This window comes from Flagellimonas baculiformis, from assembly GCF_033441575.1.
Taxonomy (GTDB): Bacteria; Bacteroidota; Bacteroidia; order Flavobacteriales; family Flavobacteriaceae; genus Flagellimonas; species Flagellimonas baculiformis.
In genome coordinates this window covers 58,706-74,983 of record NZ_JAUZVW010000014.1, presented here as the reverse complement: position 1 = coordinate 74,983, position 16,278 = coordinate 58,706, and the positions used below count along the sequence as shown (strand labels likewise).

General features: G+C 46.3%; 16 protein-coding genes. 10 read left to right on the top strand and 6 right to left on the bottom strand.

The window, feature by feature from the left end:
• Positions 1-94: 94 nt before the first annotated feature.
• Both SD450_RS16840 and SD450_RS16835 read left to right on the top strand, forming a co-directional pair.
• Entirely contained in the window at positions 95-1,888 is a 1,794-nt protein-coding gene (locus SD450_RS16840) for a tetratricopeptide repeat-containing sensor histidine kinase (RefSeq protein WP_318345609.1), read from the top strand.
• A gap of 18 nt (positions 1,889-1,906) precedes the next feature.
• On the top strand, positions 1,907-2,641 hold the full coding sequence (locus SD450_RS16835; RefSeq protein WP_318345608.1) for a LytR/AlgR family response regulator transcription factor: 735 nt from the start codon (positions 1,907-1,909) through the stop codon (positions 2,639-2,641).
• Positions 2,642-2,700: 59 nt separating this feature from the next.
• On the opposite strand, the gene SD450_RS16830 is transcribed toward SD450_RS16835, so the two are convergent.
• The 4 genes from SD450_RS16830 to SD450_RS16815 form a co-directional block, all read right to left on the bottom strand.
• A complete protein-coding gene (locus tag SD450_RS16830) occupies positions 2,701-3,102 on the bottom strand; it encodes a response regulator (protein ID WP_318345607.1) in 402 nt (133 codons plus the stop codon).
• Entirely contained in the window at positions 3,089-4,183 is a 1,095-nt protein-coding gene (locus SD450_RS16825; protein ID WP_318345606.1) for a PAS domain-containing sensor histidine kinase, read from the bottom strand. The genes SD450_RS16830 and SD450_RS16825 overlap by 14 nt, the downstream gene beginning before the upstream one ends.
• A 137-nt stretch (positions 4,184-4,320) precedes the next feature.
• Positions 4,321-6,495 carry a TonB-dependent receptor gene (locus SD450_RS16820; protein WP_318345605.1) on the bottom strand — a complete coding sequence of 725 codons (2,175 nt, stop codon included), beginning with the start codon at positions 6,493-6,495 and terminating at the stop codon, positions 4,321-4,323.
• Between the two features lie 82 nt (positions 6,496-6,577).
• Complete coding sequence (locus SD450_RS16815; protein WP_318345604.1) at positions 6,578-6,883, bottom strand: hypothetical protein; 306 nt, start codon at positions 6,881-6,883, stop codon at positions 6,578-6,580.
• Between the two features lie 92 nt (positions 6,884-6,975).
• On the opposite strand from SD450_RS16815, the gene SD450_RS16810 reads away from it, so the two are divergent.
• Entirely contained in the window at positions 6,976-7,818 is an 843-nt protein-coding gene (locus tag SD450_RS16810; protein ID WP_318345603.1) for an ATP cone domain-containing protein, read from the top strand.
• Positions 7,819-7,824: 6 nt separating this feature from the next.
• On the top strand, positions 7,825-9,195 hold the full coding sequence (locus tag SD450_RS16805) for an MBL fold metallo-hydrolase (protein WP_318345602.1): 1,371 nt from the start codon (positions 7,825-7,827) through the stop codon (positions 9,193-9,195).
• 7 nt (positions 9,196-9,202) lie between these two features.
• Here SD450_RS16805 and upp read toward each other — a convergent pair whose 3' ends face one another.
• Positions 9,203-9,856 (bottom strand): uracil phosphoribosyltransferase, encoded by a 654-nt coding sequence (gene upp, locus SD450_RS16800; protein WP_318345601.1) that lies wholly within the window; start codon positions 9,854-9,856, stop codon positions 9,203-9,205.
• A gap of 201 nt (positions 9,857-10,057) precedes the next feature.
• Between upp and SD450_RS16795 the strand changes: the two genes are divergently transcribed.
• Both SD450_RS16795 and SD450_RS16790 read left to right on the top strand, forming a co-directional pair.
• Positions 10,058-10,969, top strand: coding sequence for a J domain-containing protein (locus SD450_RS16795; protein WP_318345600.1), 912 nt, complete (start codon positions 10,058-10,060; stop codon positions 10,967-10,969).
• A gap of 4 nt (positions 10,970-10,973) precedes the next feature.
• Positions 10,974-11,264, top strand: a complete 291-nt coding sequence (locus SD450_RS16790) for a chaperone modulator CbpM (RefSeq protein WP_318345599.1) — start codon at positions 10,974-10,976, stop codon at positions 11,262-11,264.
• Between the two features lie 26 nt (positions 11,265-11,290).
• On the opposite strand, the gene SD450_RS16785 is transcribed toward SD450_RS16790, so the two are convergent.
• Positions 11,291-11,698, bottom strand: coding sequence for a hypothetical protein (locus SD450_RS16785; protein ID WP_318345598.1), 408 nt, complete (start codon positions 11,696-11,698; stop codon positions 11,291-11,293).
• 86 nt (positions 11,699-11,784) lie between these two features.
• On the opposite strand from SD450_RS16785, the gene SD450_RS16780 reads away from it, so the two are divergent.
• From SD450_RS16780 to SD450_RS16765, 4 genes are all read left to right on the top strand, one after another.
• Positions 11,785-13,317 (top strand): sensor histidine kinase, encoded by a 1,533-nt coding sequence (locus tag SD450_RS16780; protein WP_318345597.1) that lies wholly within the window; start codon positions 11,785-11,787, stop codon positions 13,315-13,317.
• Entirely contained in the window at positions 13,295-14,344 is a 1,050-nt protein-coding gene (locus SD450_RS16775) for a response regulator (protein ID WP_318345596.1), read from the top strand. Before SD450_RS16780 ends, SD450_RS16775 begins: the two co-directional genes overlap by 23 nt.
• A gap of 89 nt (positions 14,345-14,433) precedes the next feature.
• The gene (locus SD450_RS16770; RefSeq protein ID WP_318345595.1) at positions 14,434-15,270 is read left to right on the top strand and encodes a universal stress protein; all 837 of its coding nucleotides are present in this window, start codon (positions 14,434-14,436) and stop codon (positions 15,268-15,270) included.
• 36 nt (positions 15,271-15,306) lie between these two features.
• Positions 15,307-16,155, top strand: a complete 849-nt coding sequence (locus SD450_RS16765) for a universal stress protein (RefSeq protein WP_318345594.1) — start codon at positions 15,307-15,309, stop codon at positions 16,153-16,155.
• Positions 16,156-16,278 lie beyond the last annotated feature (123 nt).

Genomic DNA, 16,278 nt, shown 5'->3' with positions numbered 1-16,278 from the left:
GTCGTGTATTTTTATTTTGTGCAGGGGAGTGTTTATTTTTTGCTAAAATGTGTACTTTCATCATTCCTTGACTTTACGCTAAATGGATGCTTTTATGAAACGCACTCTGTGCTTGTTTGCCTTCGTTGCCTTTATTCTGCCCATATCCGCACAACAGTTTCAGAAGGAGCTGGATTCCCTTTCCCGATTGATGGAGGACCGATCCATTATTGACACGGCCACCATCGACCTTAGGAACCACTACACCAAGCAGGCCCTTTTTGCAAATCCTGCGGACACTACATTGCTGGATTTTGCTGAAAAGACCCTTGAGATCTCAACAAAAATGGGGTATGGCAGGGGAACCATGCTTGCCTATGAGCGAATGGCCCTCATCTATCAGTATTCCTTTTCCAATCCATACAAGGCCCAGGAATTCTATCATAAGGCCCTTGCCTTGATGGAGGAGGACAGAAGGCTGAAACCATATGGGTGGAGCATCTACGGTGGCATAGGTACCCTCTACTACGAGCAGGAAGAATATGGGAAGGCACTGGACTTTTTCAAACAGGTGTTGAAGCACGACAAGAACCTTGAACTGACCGCTACGGCCAATATGGCCAATATTTATGGTTCCATCCACCAGCTGGACTCCGCAATCTATTATTACAACAAGGCCCTTGACTTGGAACAGGTGAGGAACAACCCTACCTACAAGGCCAATCTGTACAGTAATCTTTCATTAATCTATGGGCAGGATGGGCAAGTGGATTCCGCACTGGTATCGGCAGAGAAAAGTATTGCGCTCATTGAAGCATACGGGATCGAGTTTGTCCGGCCCACGGCCTATGCCAATGCCTCTATGGCCTATCTGGGCAACAACGATTACGAAATGGCCGAAAAGTATGCAAAACAGTCATTGGAACTGAGCGATGCGCAGGGAAACCTGTTCCTGCAAAAATCGGCATGGGGGACGTTGGCCGATGTGTATGCGGCGAAAGGGGATTTTTCCGATGCCCTAGAAGCCTATAAAAAATTCTCGGTGCTGAAGGACAGTCTCAACGGACAGAACAGGAGGGTGGAGATCAACCGAAAGCAATTGGAATTTGATTTTGAAAAGGAACGGACCGTTGCAAAGGCAGAGATTGAACGACAGACGACCATCAAGAGGGCGACCCTTTTGGGCGGTGGGGGCCTGCTTCTGGCCTCGGTATTTGGTTTTATGCTGTACAAACGCCGAAGGGATGATCTTGAGCAGAAAAAGGAAGCAGAATTCAGGGCACTGGTCTCCGATACCGAGCTCAAAGCGCTCAGGGCCCAAATGAACCCTCATTTCATCTTCAATTCCCTTAACTCCATTGGCGATTATATCTTGAAAAATGACACTGGCACGGCCATGGAATACCTCACCAAATTTGCCAAATTGATGCGGATGGTGCTCGAGAATTCCGAGGTCAAGGAAATCCCGTTGGCCGAAGATTTGAAATTTCTGGAGCTTTACCTTCAGGTCGAGAGCAAAAGGCAACCGGGCAAGTTTTCTTATCAAATCAAAGTGGAGGAGGGCCTGGATACGGACAATATAGCGGTACCTCCCATGCTATTGCAACCGTTCATAGAGAACAGCATTTGGCATGGATTTTCCCAAAAAATCGATCAGGGACACATTTCCATTGGCATTGCCAAACAAGGAAACATGCTTTTGTGCACTGTGGATGATGATGGACGCGGTAGGCAGACGGAAGATGGTGTTTTGGCAACAAAGAAATCGTTCGGGGTGGCCATTACAGAAAGCCGATTGGAAATCCTGAACGCACAGAAGAACAGCAAAGGAAAATTGGACATTTTGGACAAAGGCAAGGAAAGGGGCACCCGTGTGGAGGTGAGCCTGCCTTTGGAGACCATTTTTTAAGAACGGATAGTGACACAGATGACCATAGCCATAATTGATGATGAACAGCATTGCATAGACCGTTTGACGCATTTGCTCGGACCGCATTCGGATCATGTGGAAATCGTTAGTTTCAGTACTATGGAAGCGGCCCTAAAAGGAGTGGATGCCCTACGCCCCGATATTGTTTTTTTGGATGTGCAACTGCATGACAGAACCGGGTTTGATTTCCTTTCAGCGGTGACCTATCGCGATTTCAGCCTTATCTTCACCACGGCTTATGAAAAGTATGCCATCGAGGCCTTCAAGTTTTCGGCCATTGCCTATCTGCTAAAACCTGTGGACCGGGACGATTTTGAGTTTGCCTTTCAAAAAGCACTGGACAAAACGGAACAGGCCCAGCTGCATGAACGGATCAACGTGCTGCTGTCCAATGTGTCGAAAGGAAACAGTCCGAAAAGGATCAGTGTTCCGCACAAAGAAGGTTATGTCTTTCTTCTGGTCTCCCACGTGGTCCGGTGCCAGGCCGATGTGAACTATACCCATATCTTTACATCGGATGGAAAAAAATACACGGCCTCCAAAACCTTGAAGCATTTTGAGCAGATGCTGGATGGACATCAATTTTTCAGGACCCATAATTCGCACCTTATCAATTTGGATTTTGTGGCCTCTTACCATAAAGATGGATATGCTGTTCTTTCCGATGGTACCAAGATCGAGGTTTCCACACGGAGGAGGGATGCCTTTGTCAAAGCCTGCGCACAACACTGATTTCTTCCTTTACTACAGATTTCCAGTTGAAGAGACTCTAAATGATAAGGGCAAAACTATCAAACAAGACTGCTCAACAGCAGGATCAGTTTTTGCTTGGTGAGTGGCTTGACAAGATAATCGGATACCTCGCTGATGTTCTTCGCCCTTTCCACATCCGAGGGATCAACGGAGGAAGAGACCACATAGATATGGACCTTTTTCCCAATGCGTGGTTTAAGCAAAATATAATTTTCAAGAAACTGCCACCCATCCATAATGGGCATGGTCAAATCCAAAAGTATCACATCAGGTATCAAGTTGGGGTCGCCAATGGAGGATTCCAAGAAATCTATAGCTTCCCTGCCGTTGGAAAAAATCCTTATGGATTTTACGAGCTTGGTGGAGGAAAGGGTTCGCTCGACAATAAATTGGTAGGTATCGTCATCGTCAACGAGGAAGAGGGTATCAATTTCTTTCATAAGATTCATTTTTATGGAACTGTACAAAGAAAGTGCTCCCTTTTTCAAGCTCGCTTTCGGCATATATGGCACCTCCCATGGTCTCTACCTGTGTCTTCGTGATAAAAAGGCCAAATCCTTTGGCATCGTGGTTGTCATGGAATGTTTTTCTCAATCCGAATAGTTTCTTTTCATTGGCCGCCATGTCTATTCCTATGCCATTGTCACGGACTTTCATGTGTACTTCCCCGTTCTTGAGGTAGCTTTCCAGTTCCACTTTCAATTTTCTCTTTGGGGAGCGGTACCTGATGGCATTGCTGAGCAGATTGTGCATAATGCTCATCAAATATTTTTTGGGATAGGAGATTTCTGGTGCTTTTTCAAAATTGGCATCTATGGTAATATCTGGATATATGACATCAACATTTAGACTTTCCATGGTTTTTTGAAAACATTCATCGAACCGCAGTTTTTCTTTTTTGATGTTTACATCCTGTCTGATCTGTAGGGACTCCACCAGTTCATTGAAGGTTTCGTTCAGGATATGGACCGGTTTGGCCAATTTGTCGATGAGCGCCCTTTGATCTTCAAATGAATCACTTTCCTTTATCATCGAGGTGAGCAAAAGAAGGTTGGAAAGAGGGGCCCTGAGATTATGGGAGACAATGAAACAAAAATCTTCCAACTGCTTGGTCCTTTGTTTCAGCTCCAATTCCTGGTTTTTCTGTTTGGTGATGTCAAACCGAATGGAGACGTATTGGTAGGGTTTTCCGTTGGCACCCAAGTAGGGGACAATGGTGGTATAGACCCAATAGTACGATCCGTCCTTGGCACGGTTCCTTATTTCCCCACTCCAGACCTTTCCTTGGGCAATTGTACGCCAAAGATGGGTAAAGAACCCCTTGTCATGGTAGCCAGAATTGATGATCCTATGATTTTGTCCCATCAACTCTTCCCTCGCATATTGGGAGATTTCACAAAACTTGTCGTTTACATAGGTGATATCCCCTTTGGTGTCCGTAAACGCTACAATGGCAGATTTGTCCAGGGCAATTTTTTGTTGTTCCAGGTCGTTGAAGACACCCTCTAGATATTTGAACAAACTGAGTTTGTCAGATTCTTTGCTTAACATTGGCAAAGGCATTGATTAGGTTGATGTAGAGGGGAACATTCTACCATTACAATATTATGAAATTATACGATCAATTCCTACATGGGTTGTAATATTACCTAGTGGCATCAAAAGCTTATTTTGAATCCACCATTGACCACAAAACCATCAACAGGAGCATAAATGTCCCGGAACTGTGGGTCCTCCAAATTTCCTGTAAATATGGTATCGAAGCGAGTCTGGCGAGCGTCCAGGAAGTTTTCGAAGTTCAAGAAGATGGAGAAATGTTCACCCAGTTTCTTTTCGCTCATTAGGCCCAATATCCAGTACGACTGGCCCGTTTCCCCAGAACTCAATTTTTGGGGACTGTAATAATAGGCTTCAAGTCCCACCCAAAGATTTTCTTCCTTTTCGTACATCAACACATTGTTCAGTCGATGCTTCGCCACCAAGGGAAAGTCAGTGGCTGTTCCTCCCTGATGCTGCTTTACGTTGGCATGGGTATATCCGGTAAACAATTTAAAATCCCCGTACTTGACCTTAAGATTGACCTCCGCACCACGGGTGTCCACATAACCCTCTGGCTGTTCAAACTCATAAAACCCGTTCCCCGCCATGGTCAGCAAGAGTGGGTCATTGATTTTGGTATAAAAAAGCAAGGTATTGACGGACATGCTCATTCCGGGCATGGGAACCCATCTGTAATTGATGTCAAAATTTCCACCAATGGAACGCTCGAGGTCAACATTTTCCGGGTCGATGGGCAGCACATTTCTGAACTGCAGACGTTCCGCATCTTCGGTAAAAACAGTCGGGGTTTTATAGCCCAATCCCCCTCCCAAACGGAAGGTCAATGCATTGTTTGGTTCATATAGAATGGACATACGGGGGAGAGCCATCGCACCATAGTCGGAGTGAAAATCGGCCCTCAATCCGGTCTCCAAGGATAGGTTTTCGTTCATTGGCCATACATTTTGGGCGAATAGACCGAAAATCTGATAGGAGTAGTCCAAGGCTTCGGCATCGTTTTCCAATGCATGGTCGAAATATTCGGTCCATAGGTTCAGGCCAAAGATCCATTCCATGACATCCAATGAAGGGGAATAGTTCAGTTCGCTGAACGACGAGCGTTGATATCCCGAAAAAGTGTAATCGGGAATTTGGATGTTGCGGTCAAAAAAGCTGAAACTGTTCTTGAATTCCAACCGGGAACGATCATGGAAACCATGTTTGAATCCAAATTGGGTGGAAAGGCGTTCCGTGTCATTGGCTTCAAAATAGGGATTGTCCACGGGGTTTCCCTTTGCATGGTCCATGTTTCCGCCCAATCGGTCCTCCAGCACAGCGTTGAGGCCCAGCATGATCTCGGTACGCTCACCGGCATACCAATATAGTTTGGGATTCAGCGTATATCTATCAAATTTGGGAATGGCCGTCAATCCTATATCCGCCGGGTCGTACGGGCTGCCCATGTTGTAGGATGCAAAAATGGTGGTGCCCAACCGATTGAACTTTTGGGAGTAGAAACCACTCAAATCTAGGCCCAGGGCCGAGGTGCCATTGGCCATAAAACTGAGCTCTGGTTCTTCTTCGGGAGTTTTGGAAATCAGGTTCACCAATCCGGCTATGGCCCCACCACCGTACAGGGTGGAACTGGAACCTTTGATCACTTCCACTTGTTTCAGGTCCAAAGGAGCAATCTGCATTAGGCTCAACCCACTGGCAAAGCCAGAGTACAGGGGAAAACCATCACGTAGGAGTTGGGTGTACCTTCCGTCAAGTCCTTGGATACGGATACTGGAATTGTAACTGGTGGCCGATGTTTGTTGCGTCCGGATTCCGGTACTTTCATTGAGCAGCATGCGAATGTCGCCGGGTTTCATGTTGCCCTTTTCGGAAAGTTCTTCCCCGGCAATGACCTCCACTCTTGTAGGGATATCCTCAATGGTCCTGCTGCTTCGGGTGGAAACCAAGGTAATCTCCTCCATTTCCTCCGTTTGGGGGACCATCAAAATGGTCTGGCCCTGCAATACATCGTCCAACGGAAAAGTAAGGGTGCGTTTCATTGTGGCGTACCCAATAAACCTTACTTCCAGTTGGAACGTTCCATCCGGTATTCCAGTGATGGAGACTGCCCCCTGCTGGTCGGATATGACCCCTTTTTCAAGGGAGGTGAAGACGGCCGTGGCCCCGGTAATGGGTTCTTGGGTCACTGCGTCTTTTATAGTGGCCCTAAAAGTGTTCTGCGAAAAAGCGGATGCCATTCCCCAAAAGGAAAGCACCAGCAATAGTTTGAATTTCATATTTAAATGTTTTTTTGAAGTTGACCAGAAAGTCCTGGACTTATCATTGTGCCCTTAAAAGGGCTAGTGATGTGCTGAAACTTCAAATAAAACGCGGTGGTTTGAACGGGACGGAGTGCACTTCCTTTGGAATGGATTCCAAATAGGGGACCGGCGGCAATTCCTGTACCATGTCCAATGTGAAAAAATAGATCTGGACATACTCCACAGTAAATCCCGGGCATCTGCCACATGCATAGAAGGGAGAGCAGGGCGAATCGGTATCGCATGGTGTTTCATGGTGATCTTGCCCACTATGTTCCATGGATGCATCGGCAGTCTCTTGACAACAAGGGTAAGAGGAGAGTGCCAGCGTGGCCATTGCCAAAATGATCGCGATCATTTTCATTACCTCAAAAGTAACGATAACCCATGTCTATACCCAAAAATATAAAGAGATTTAAAAATCAGGTGTGAGTAAATGATGTTTATCTTAGTGTCATGGCCAAACAGATACCTGACATTACCAAATCCTCTGGGGAAAGGACACGCTTTTCCTTCGAGAAATTACAGCGTTCGCTCAAACACAGTGGCGCCAATGACGAATTGATAGACGAAATCATCCATAGGGTGGAAGAAGAACTGTATCCAGGCATCACCACAAGGGAAATCCATAACAGGGCCTATGCACTTTTGAAGAAGAAAAAGTCACTTTTCGCATCCAAATACAAGTTGAAAAAGGCCATTTATGAACTGGGACCCACCGGTTTCCCTTTTGAACGCTTTATCAGTGGCATCCTGCACTATTCCGGTTACGACACCAAAGTGGGCGAGGTGCTCCAAGGAACATGTGTTTCCCACGAAATTGATGTACTGGCCATCAAAAACGGTATTCTCAACGTTATCGAATGCAAATTCCACGGAGAGGATGGGCTCAATTGCAATGTGAAAGTGCCGCTCTATATCCACTCCAGGTACAATGATGTCAAAGGGCCCCTGGAGTCAAAAAAGGACAAGATCTATGCGGAAACATTGGGTTGGGTGGTGACGAACACCCGTTTTACAGTGGATGCCCTCCAATACGGAAAATGTGCGGGCCTATATCTTTTGAGTTGGGACCATCCCAATGGAAATAGCATAAAGGATAGGATAGATCGATTGGGGCTCTATCCCATAACCGTTTCCACATTGCTGTCCGAAAGGGAAAAACATTTTCTGTTGAACAGAAATGTGGTATTGTGCAAACAGCTGGTCCAAGAACATTTTTATCTGGATCATTTGGGGGTTTCCAATGGTAGAAAGACCAGGATCCTGAACGAAATGGAATCCCTTTGTAAAATCTAAACGAACATGGAAAGACTTCAGGTACATTTTTTTGGGGGATCGGGAACGGTGACAGGTTCCAAGTTCTATCTGCACTCGGAAGAAATCAAGGTTTTGGTGGATTGTGGTGTTTTTCAAGGAACAAAGGAACTTAGACAACAGAATTGGGAACCATTGCCCATCAAGGTGGAAGAGGTGGACTTTGTAGTGTTGACACACGGTCACCTAGACCATTGCGGATACCTTCCCCTTTTGGTGAAACAAGGGTTCAAGGGAACCATCCTTGGAACGGCACCGACCTTGGAAATAGCGAGGATCATCCTGGAGGACAGCGCCAAGATCCACGAAGAGGAAGCAGAACGGGCCAACGAGGAAGGCTATAGCAAGCACGACCCTGCACTTCCGCTCTACACCCAAGAAGATGTGGTGCGTACCTTGAAGTTTTTCAAAAGTATCGAAGAAGGGGAAATTGTTAGGCTCTCGCCCCATTGCACGGCTTGCTTCAAATACAACGGACACATCATTGGGTCAACCTATATCGAAATGGTCCTTCACGGCAAGGTATTGGTCTTTTCCGGGGACGTGGGCAGGGAAGAGGATCATTTGCTCCATCCTCCCAAACGACCTGAATGGGCCGATTATCTTTTTGTGGAGAGCACGTATGGGGACAAAGATCATCCGGATGAAGATGTGGAAGGCATCATTCAGGACCTGGTGGACCGGACAGTACGGGAACGGGGCACCCTGATCATTCCTTCTTTTGCCGTGGAGCGCTTACAATCCTTGATGTATCTGCTCTGGAAACTCTATGATAAAAACAAGATTCCCAACATTCCCATTTTTGTGGACAGCCCTATGGGCATCAATGTCCTTGAGGTTTTTGAACGGCACCCCGATTGGCATAAGCTCGACCCACATGAATACCAAAACATGTGCAACCATGTCACCTTGGTGAGCTCGTATAGGGAGACCTGGGAAACCATTGACGACCCCCGACCCAAGATTGTCATTGCAGGCAGTGGCATGGTGACAGGGGGAAGGGTGCTCACCTACATCAAACAGCTTGCGGAAAGGAAATCCACCACCATACTCCTTGTGGGCTTTCAAGCCGAGGAGACCCGGGGGAGAAAATTGTTGGATGGGGACAAAGAGTTGAAGATGTTCGGAAAATACATCCCCATAAAGGCAAAAGTGGACCACTTGGAAAGCCTCTCCGCACACGCGGGCCAATCCGAATTGCTTTCTTGGATGGGGGACATCAAGAATGTTCCCGAAAAGGTGTTCTTGGTCCATGGGGAAAAGGAAACCATGGCTGTTTACAAGGACAAGATCCATAAAAGGTACGGGTGGAACTGCCATATCCCGGAGTTGAACGAGATAATTGAGATTTTGCTGTAGAGAAAAGCTATAATTTCACTCCATAGCTCAGATCACCGGCATCACCAAGACCGGGCAAAATATATCCCCTGCTCGAAAGTTTTTCATCCACGGCGGCAATCCACAGTTGGGTGTCCTTGGGAAATACTTTTTCCACTTTCGCCAGGCCTGTTTGCGAACCGATCACCGAGATGATATGGATCTGCTTTGGGGTTCCACGGTCCTTCAACACATTCAATACATTTTCCAACGTCTTGCCCGTGGCCAGCATGGGGTCGGTCAGGATCAAAACCTTACCGTCCAAGGGAGGTGAGGCAAAGTACTTCACAATTACCTCAAAATCGTCATCATCATTGGGATGGTGCCTGTATGCCGATATGAAAGCGTTCTCCGCGGCATCAAAATAATTCAAAATGCCATGGTGCAACGGTAATCCCGCACGGAGCACGGAGCAGATCACCAAATGGTCGGTGCAGAGAAAGGACTTTTTTACGCCCAAAGGGGTGGTCACTCCGGTTTCTTGATATTCCAATGTTTGGCTCACCTCATAGGCCATGATCTCCCCAATGCGTTCAATGTTCCTCCGGAAACGCATGGCATCTTTCTGGATGTCCACATCGCGCAGTTCGGAAATGAAGGTGTTGAGTATCGAGTTTCTTTGGTCAAATTGGTGGATAGTCATCGAAGGTCGTATTTGTAAATCTTTGGTCCCCAATCCTAAAAATAAGCAGAAAAGTTCGGGATGCCGCAAGGTATTGCTTTTTGTCATGGCCCATCCTGACAAACATCATTGTGCACCTTACCTAACTTTTCCTTAATTTGAAGCAAATTGTCGATGGATTTTTCGATAAGAAATACGTAACGCTGATCACTGGATTTACCAATGGAGTATATAGATTATTATAAGGTATTGGGTGTGGATAAAGGAGCCACTGCCGAAGAGATCAAGAAACAGTACAGAAAACTGGCCCGCAAGTACCATCCCGACCTCAATCCCAACGATAGTGGGGCAGAGCTGAACTTCAAAAGGATAAATGAGGCCCACGAAGTGCTTTCCGACCCTGACAAAAGAAAGAAGTATGATGAATATGGGAAGGATTGGCAGCATGCAGAGGAGTTTGAGAAGGCCAAACGGTCACGTGGGCAAAGCGGACAGGGGGGATATTCGGGCTACACCTATTCAGGAAGTGGAGGCTCTGCGGAGGATTTTTCAGATTTTTTTGAGTCCATGTTCGGGGGCAGCGGTTCGGGATTTCGGTCCCAAAGGCAAAAAGTGCGTTTTCGGGGGCAGGACTACCAAGCCCAACTGCAATTATCGCTGATGGATGTATACACTGCCCAAAAGCAGACCTTGACCGTGAATGGAAAAAACATCCGTCTCTCCATACCTGCAGGGGTGGAGGATGGGCAGACCATCAAAATAAAGGGACACGGTGGACCGGGAATCGAGGGTGGCCCTTCGGGAGATCTTTATATCACCTTTTCCATTGTCAACAACACAGATTTTAAAAGGGACGGGGCCGATTTGTTCAAAACCGTTCAGATCCCACTTGTAAAAGCAGTATTGGGCGGTGAAATTGTTGTGGAGACCCTAAGCGGAAAGGTAAAATTGAAGATTGCCCCAGGAACGGACAATGGAACCAAGGTCAAGCTCAAGGGAAAGGGATTCCCAAAGTACAAAAAAGAAGGCCAGTTCGGAGATCTGATATTGACCTACTCGGTTGCTATTCCCAAAAGATTGACCCCAGAGCAGCGATCACTTTTTGAAGCATTGGAAAAGACCAAATTGGAATAGGAACATGGAAAAAAAGAACCACATTTCATTAAAAACCTTTTGTGAACGGCATGGTGTGCAGGAGTCCTTTGTATATTCCATGTACGAATTTGAACTGGTCCAAATGGACCAAGGCCAAGGTGAAGCCTTCTTGTCCATGGAAGAACTTCCTCTTTTGGAAAAAATGGTACGTCTGCACCGTGAACTGGACATCAACCCAGAGGGCATTCAGGCCATCCACCATCTTTTGCAACAGGTCGAGGAACTTCAAAAAGAAGTGGTGTCCCTACGAAGGAAGTTGGACCGGTTGGAATGATCGAAGTAAACCCCGACGGTACCGATTCAGTTTTTGAACAAAAGCTCCAGACGCCCCAAAAGGATCAGTTCTGCCTTGTTGCTTCCGGCAAAGGCAGAGGCAATGGCCCTTGAAGTGGACATGGTCAAACTTTTCACCTCAGGCGAAAAGAGAACTTTATGGTCGGTGTAGAATTGCTCGAACTCCTCATAAATTTCCTCTCCCTCTTTCGCATACTCCAAGAGCCAATCAAAAACAGTACTTATCTGGAAAGCGGCATCCGTTCCGTATTCATCCTCAATATCGTCTACGTCCAACCAATGGTCACGCACCACCTCGTTCAATTTTTCCAGTTCTTTCATATGTACACTATGGTCCGCCATGGCTACGGCATAGAACAGTTTTCCCAAGTTTTGGTAAAATTCGTTGCCCAGTTTTTTTTTGGAATCCGACATTTTCTTAAATTTTGATGCTTTTAGGGGTAAATATAATCAGGGAAAATGGATTGCCCCATGATCGGGATCAGTATTTTTGAGTTATTATGGTAGAACTTTTGGAAGAGGGCATTGTATTGGAAATGCTGTCGGAGGTAGTCTCCGAAGGCATCATTATTGTCAATGACGCACATAATATCCTGTCCAGCAATGCCACTGCCAATAAGATGTTCGGCTATGAAAAGGACGAACTGAACGGAAAGCCATTGGAGATTTTGATCCCAAAAAATGTCAGGCAGGGACACCATAAGGACGTGGGCAAATTTGTAAAGAGCGGAAAGGCAAGACGGATGGGCCCCGGTCTGGATTTGGTTGGACTACGAAAGGACGGGGACGAGTTTCCCTTGGAAATAAGTCTTAATCCGTTCAATTTGCTGGGAAAAAGGTATGTCATGGCCCTGATTGTGGACATTACGGAACGAAAAAGGGCACAGCAGACCATTGACTACTGGTTCAAGATTTTTGAAGAATCCCTCAATGAGATTTATGTATTCGATGCTGAAACCTATGTGTTCATCAATGTGAACAGAGGAGCGCAACTCAACTTGGGCTATAGCCACGAAGAGTTGTGCCAAATGTCCGTGTTGGATATCAAGACCAAGGTCACCAAGACCGATTTTGAAAGCATGCTCTCCCCGCTTCTGAACAAGAAAAGGGAAAAGGTCATCTTCGAGGCGGAACACCAACGGAAGGACGGCTCCATTTATCCTGTTGAGGTGCACCTGCAAATGTCGTCCATTGGAAAAAGACAGGTCTTTGTCGCCATTGTACTGGACATAACGGAAAGAAAGAACTACACCCATCAATTGGAGAACAAGGTGGAGGAACGTACGGAACAGCTCAGGGAAGCACTCAAGGCCGAAAAGAAGCTCAACGAGCTAAAGACCAAGTTCCTGTCCCTGGTTTCACATGAGTTCAAGACACCGCTCACCAGTATTTTGACATCCACCTCGCTGTTGGCCAAATATACGGAGACAGAGCAGCAGGATAAAAGGGACAAGCATATAAACACCATCAAGTCCAAAGTGAAGTACTTGGACAACATACTTACCGATTTCCTTTCCATTGAGCGTCTGGATTCGGGCAAGGTGAACTACAACATAACCACTTTTCCTCTGAGCAAATTGGTCAACGAGGTGATCTATGACTCCAATACCCTGTTGAAGGAAGGGCAACGTATCCGGTATCCGGACAACATAGAAGGGATCAATGTGGACTTTGATGAGAAGATCATGTTCCTGGCACTCTCCAATTTGGTGCACAATGCCATTAAATATTCCCAGGAAAGGACCGAGATCGAACTGCGTGTCTCGAGTGGGGACCATTGGATTTACATTCATATTGTGGACAAGGGGTTTGGGATTCCCGAGGAGGACCAACCTTTTGTTTTTGACAGGTACTTCAGGGCCAGTAACGTCCTCACCATCCAAGGGACCGGGATAGGCCTGAACATAGTTCAGCAGCACATACGGAACCTTGGCGCCAACCTCACCTTTGAGAGCAAACCGGGGGAAGGCTCCACTTTTACATTGCACATACCCATAAACAACACTACCGATGACAAAGATACTCTTGGTTGAGGACGATACCTCCCTGCGTGAAAATGTGGAAGAACTGTTGGAACTGTCCGGTTTCTCTGTTTTTTCCGCTTCCAATGGTAAGATAGCTGTGGAAATGGCCAAAAAGGAACTCCCGGATATTGTACTATGCGATATAATGATGCCGGAAATGGATGGATATGAAGTACTGGAGCAACTTTCATCGGACGAATCCACCAAGCACATTCCCTTCATCTTTGTTTCGGCCAAGACCGAACGGCACGAGATCAGGAAGGGCATGAACTTGGGAGCGGACGACTATCTGACCAAACCTTTTGAGGAAGACGAACTCTTGGGGGCGATCCGGACAAGACTGGAAAAGGCAAAGCAGTTCGGCAACGTACTTCTGGGGCTTCCTGGTCAAAAAAAAAAGGAAAATGACATTAGGTCGCTCAACGAACTGAAGAATTTTTTCGACGATAATGGGCAATCGTTCTCCTATAAAAAGGATGAATCCATCTATACTATAGGTGACCATTCCAATATGGTTTACCTCATCTTGGGAGGTGTGGTCAAGTGCTGCGGTCTGGATGAAGAAGGGAAAGAACTGATCACTTCCATCCATTGTGGGGACGATTTTCTGGGGTTCACCTCCCTGACCGAGAACCTTCCCCATCAAGACTATGCCGTTGCCATGGAAGATGTGGAACTCGCGGGCATTTCAAAAGATAAGGTCAAGGCCATCTTGGAGGACAACAAAAACGTTTCCCTGGAATTGATGGACTCCATCAGTGTTAATCTGGCCAATATCAAAAAGCAACTGCTGCAAATGGCCTATAGTTCCGTCAGAAAAAAAACGGCCCAGACCCTTTTGATGTATTCCCGGACCATGAACCGGGGTAGGGAAATGCCGTTGAAGGTGACCCGTAGCGATCTGGCGGGTGTGGCGGGCATTGCAACGGAAAGCCTGATCAGAACCTTGTCCGATTTCAAGAACGAAGGCCTCATCGCCATAGAGAACAGGGACATCAAGGTGCTGGACAGGAAAGCACTGGAACATATACATTAGACTTTTTTTGGCCATGAACGGATGAGATGATATTTATCATTCCATATCATCCGTGGAATGATAAACTTGCCCCCATCATTTTATGGCAGATGAAGAACATTCTGGTACCAACGGATTTTTCCCAAAACTCCAAAAACGCCCTAAAGTATGCGCAGGTACTGTTCGGTTCATTGGAGTGTAATTTTTATTTACTGTATGTTGGGACACTCTTGGACGTAAAAACCGATACGGCGGCCTTAACGGATATTGGCGATGGGCCTACGGGAAGCACCAAACAACAATTGCAGGACCTTTTGGACGATTGCAGAAAGCACAGCACCAACACGGGCCATTTTTTCTATGCCCTGCATGAATACGGCTTTTTGGTGCCCGCCATCAAAAAGCATCTGGGAGATAAGCACATAGACCTCATTGTGATGGGGACCAAGGGAGTTTCGGGCCCAAGGGAAAAAGTGGTAGGGAGCAATGCAGGGGATGTGATCACCAAGATCCAGTGCAATACCTTGGTGGTCCCTAACGATGTGGAATTTGTCATGCCCAAGGAAATTGCCTTCCCAACGGATTTGAACATATTTTATTCGTATTGGGTCCTTAAGTCCATGACCGAGATATTATATTTGGGAAAAGGCAACTTTCGCATCATGAACGCCAAGAAGGAAGGAATTGAAACAAGTTCCGAACAGAAGCGGAACAAGGAATTTCTTTTGGATTTTATGGAGGAAACCTTCCCCGGAAGATATAGTTTTCATTCCTTGACGAACAAGAGTGCAAAGTCCGCCATACAATGCTTTGTGGAGAGCCGGGACATTGATATGATGGTAATGGTGGCCAAGAACCTGAACTTTATCCAGCAGATTCTTTTCGATCCCCTGGTGGAAAAGATTGGTTTCCACACCAAGATCCCCTTCTATGTCCTCCACGAATGAGATTCGCCACGGGCAGCAAAATGAAAAATAAACGTTATGATGAAAATAGTATTGCCCACCGATTTTTCTGAGAACGCCTACCATGCGATCGACTATGCCGTTCGTCTATGTGAAAACACCACCTGCGAATTCTATTTGCTGCATACCTACGCACCACCCATCTATCGCATAGATTATACTTTGGGAAGTCCAGGACAAATAGGTCTCCCGGACGACCATAAATACATTGCGGAGGCCTCGTTGGAAAAATTGGTGGAGCGTATCCAGAAAAAGTTTGATAACCCGAAGCACACATTTGTGGTACATGCCTCATTCAATACCTTGGTGGATGAGATAGCGGACATGGTCCAGAACGAAAAGGCAGATTTGGTCATCATGGGCACTCAAGGGGCCACTGGTGCCGTGGAGATCCTGTTTGGCTCGAACACGGTGCATGTCATCAGAAAAGTGGGGATACCCATTCTGGCCATACCTTCTGATTTTGATTTTGAACTGCCCAGACAGATTCTGTTCCCTACCGATTTTGAAGTGGACTATGGGAAGGACAATCTGGATTTTCTGCTATGGATTTCCAAGCTTTGGCATTCCAAGATCCATGTGATGCACATAGCATCTCCTGAAGGCTTGACCGAGGAACAGGAGAACAACAAGGCCAAACTGGAAGGATTGTTGCTCGAACAAAAACATGAAAACCATGACCTTCCCGATCAGGAACTCATCCAGGCCATCAACTCATTTCAGGAAAAGAACGTCATTGGAATGTTGGCCATGATCAAGAACAAGCATTCGTTCTTTGAACGACTTTTTGTGGAACCTGTGATAAAGAATATTGGCCTGCACAGCAAGATTCCCTTTTTGGTACTCCCATACCCCTCCAAGGCCTAAAAAAGTTTGATGGCATACAATTGCAATGGACAAAGGGGATTTCAACTTGCTAGGGGCGAATATGGGAAACTGACCAAAATCATGGCACGCCATGTTGAAGTAGGATAATTTTAGTGAAAATAG

What these genes read in the sequence shown, in the direction of transcription:
- SD450_RS16785 (WP_318345598.1), bottom strand. Translation starts at nt 11,698, where the DNA reads ATGTCGGATTCCAAAAAAAAACTGGGCAACGAATTTTACCAAAACTTG.
- SD450_RS16795 (WP_318345600.1), top strand. Translation starts at nt 10,058, where the DNA reads ATGGAGTATATAGATTATTATAAGGTATTGGGTGTGGATAAAGGAGCC.
- SD450_RS16820 (WP_318345605.1), bottom strand. Translation starts at nt 6,495, where the DNA reads ATGAAATTCAAACTATTGCTGGTGCTTTCCTTTTGGGGAATGGCATCC.
- SD450_RS16775 (WP_318345596.1), top strand. Translation starts at nt 13,295, where the DNA reads ATGACAAAGATACTCTTGGTTGAGGACGATACCTCCCTGCGTGAAAAT.
- SD450_RS16830 (WP_318345607.1), bottom strand. Translation starts at nt 3,102, where the DNA reads ATGAAAGAAATTGATACCCTCTTCCTCGTTGACGATGACGATACCTAC.
- SD450_RS16790 (WP_318345599.1), top strand. Translation starts at nt 10,974, where the DNA reads ATGGAAAAAAAGAACCACATTTCATTAAAAACCTTTTGTGAACGGCAT.
- SD450_RS16815 (WP_318345604.1), bottom strand. Translation starts at nt 6,883, where the DNA reads ATGAAAATGATCGCGATCATTTTGGCAATGGCCACGCTGGCACTCTCC.
- SD450_RS16835 (WP_318345608.1), top strand. Translation starts at nt 1,907, where the DNA reads ATGACCATAGCCATAATTGATGATGAACAGCATTGCATAGACCGTTTG.
- SD450_RS16780 (WP_318345597.1), top strand. Translation starts at nt 11,785, where the DNA reads ATGGTAGAACTTTTGGAAGAGGGCATTGTATTGGAAATGCTGTCGGAG.
- upp (WP_318345601.1), bottom strand. Translation starts at nt 9,856, where the DNA reads ATGACTATCCACCAATTTGACCAAAGAAACTCGATACTCAACACCTTC.
- SD450_RS16810 (WP_318345603.1), top strand. Translation starts at nt 6,976, where the DNA reads ATGGCCAAACAGATACCTGACATTACCAAATCCTCTGGGGAAAGGACA.
- SD450_RS16765 (WP_318345594.1), top strand. Translation starts at nt 15,307, where the DNA reads ATGATGAAAATAGTATTGCCCACCGATTTTTCTGAGAACGCCTACCAT.
- SD450_RS16840 (WP_318345609.1), top strand. Translation starts at nt 95, where the DNA reads ATGAAACGCACTCTGTGCTTGTTTGCCTTCGTTGCCTTTATTCTGCCC.
- SD450_RS16805 (WP_318345602.1), top strand. Translation starts at nt 7,825, where the DNA reads ATGGAAAGACTTCAGGTACATTTTTTTGGGGGATCGGGAACGGTGACA.
- SD450_RS16770 (WP_318345595.1), top strand. Translation starts at nt 14,434, where the DNA reads ATGAAGAACATTCTGGTACCAACGGATTTTTCCCAAAACTCCAAAAAC.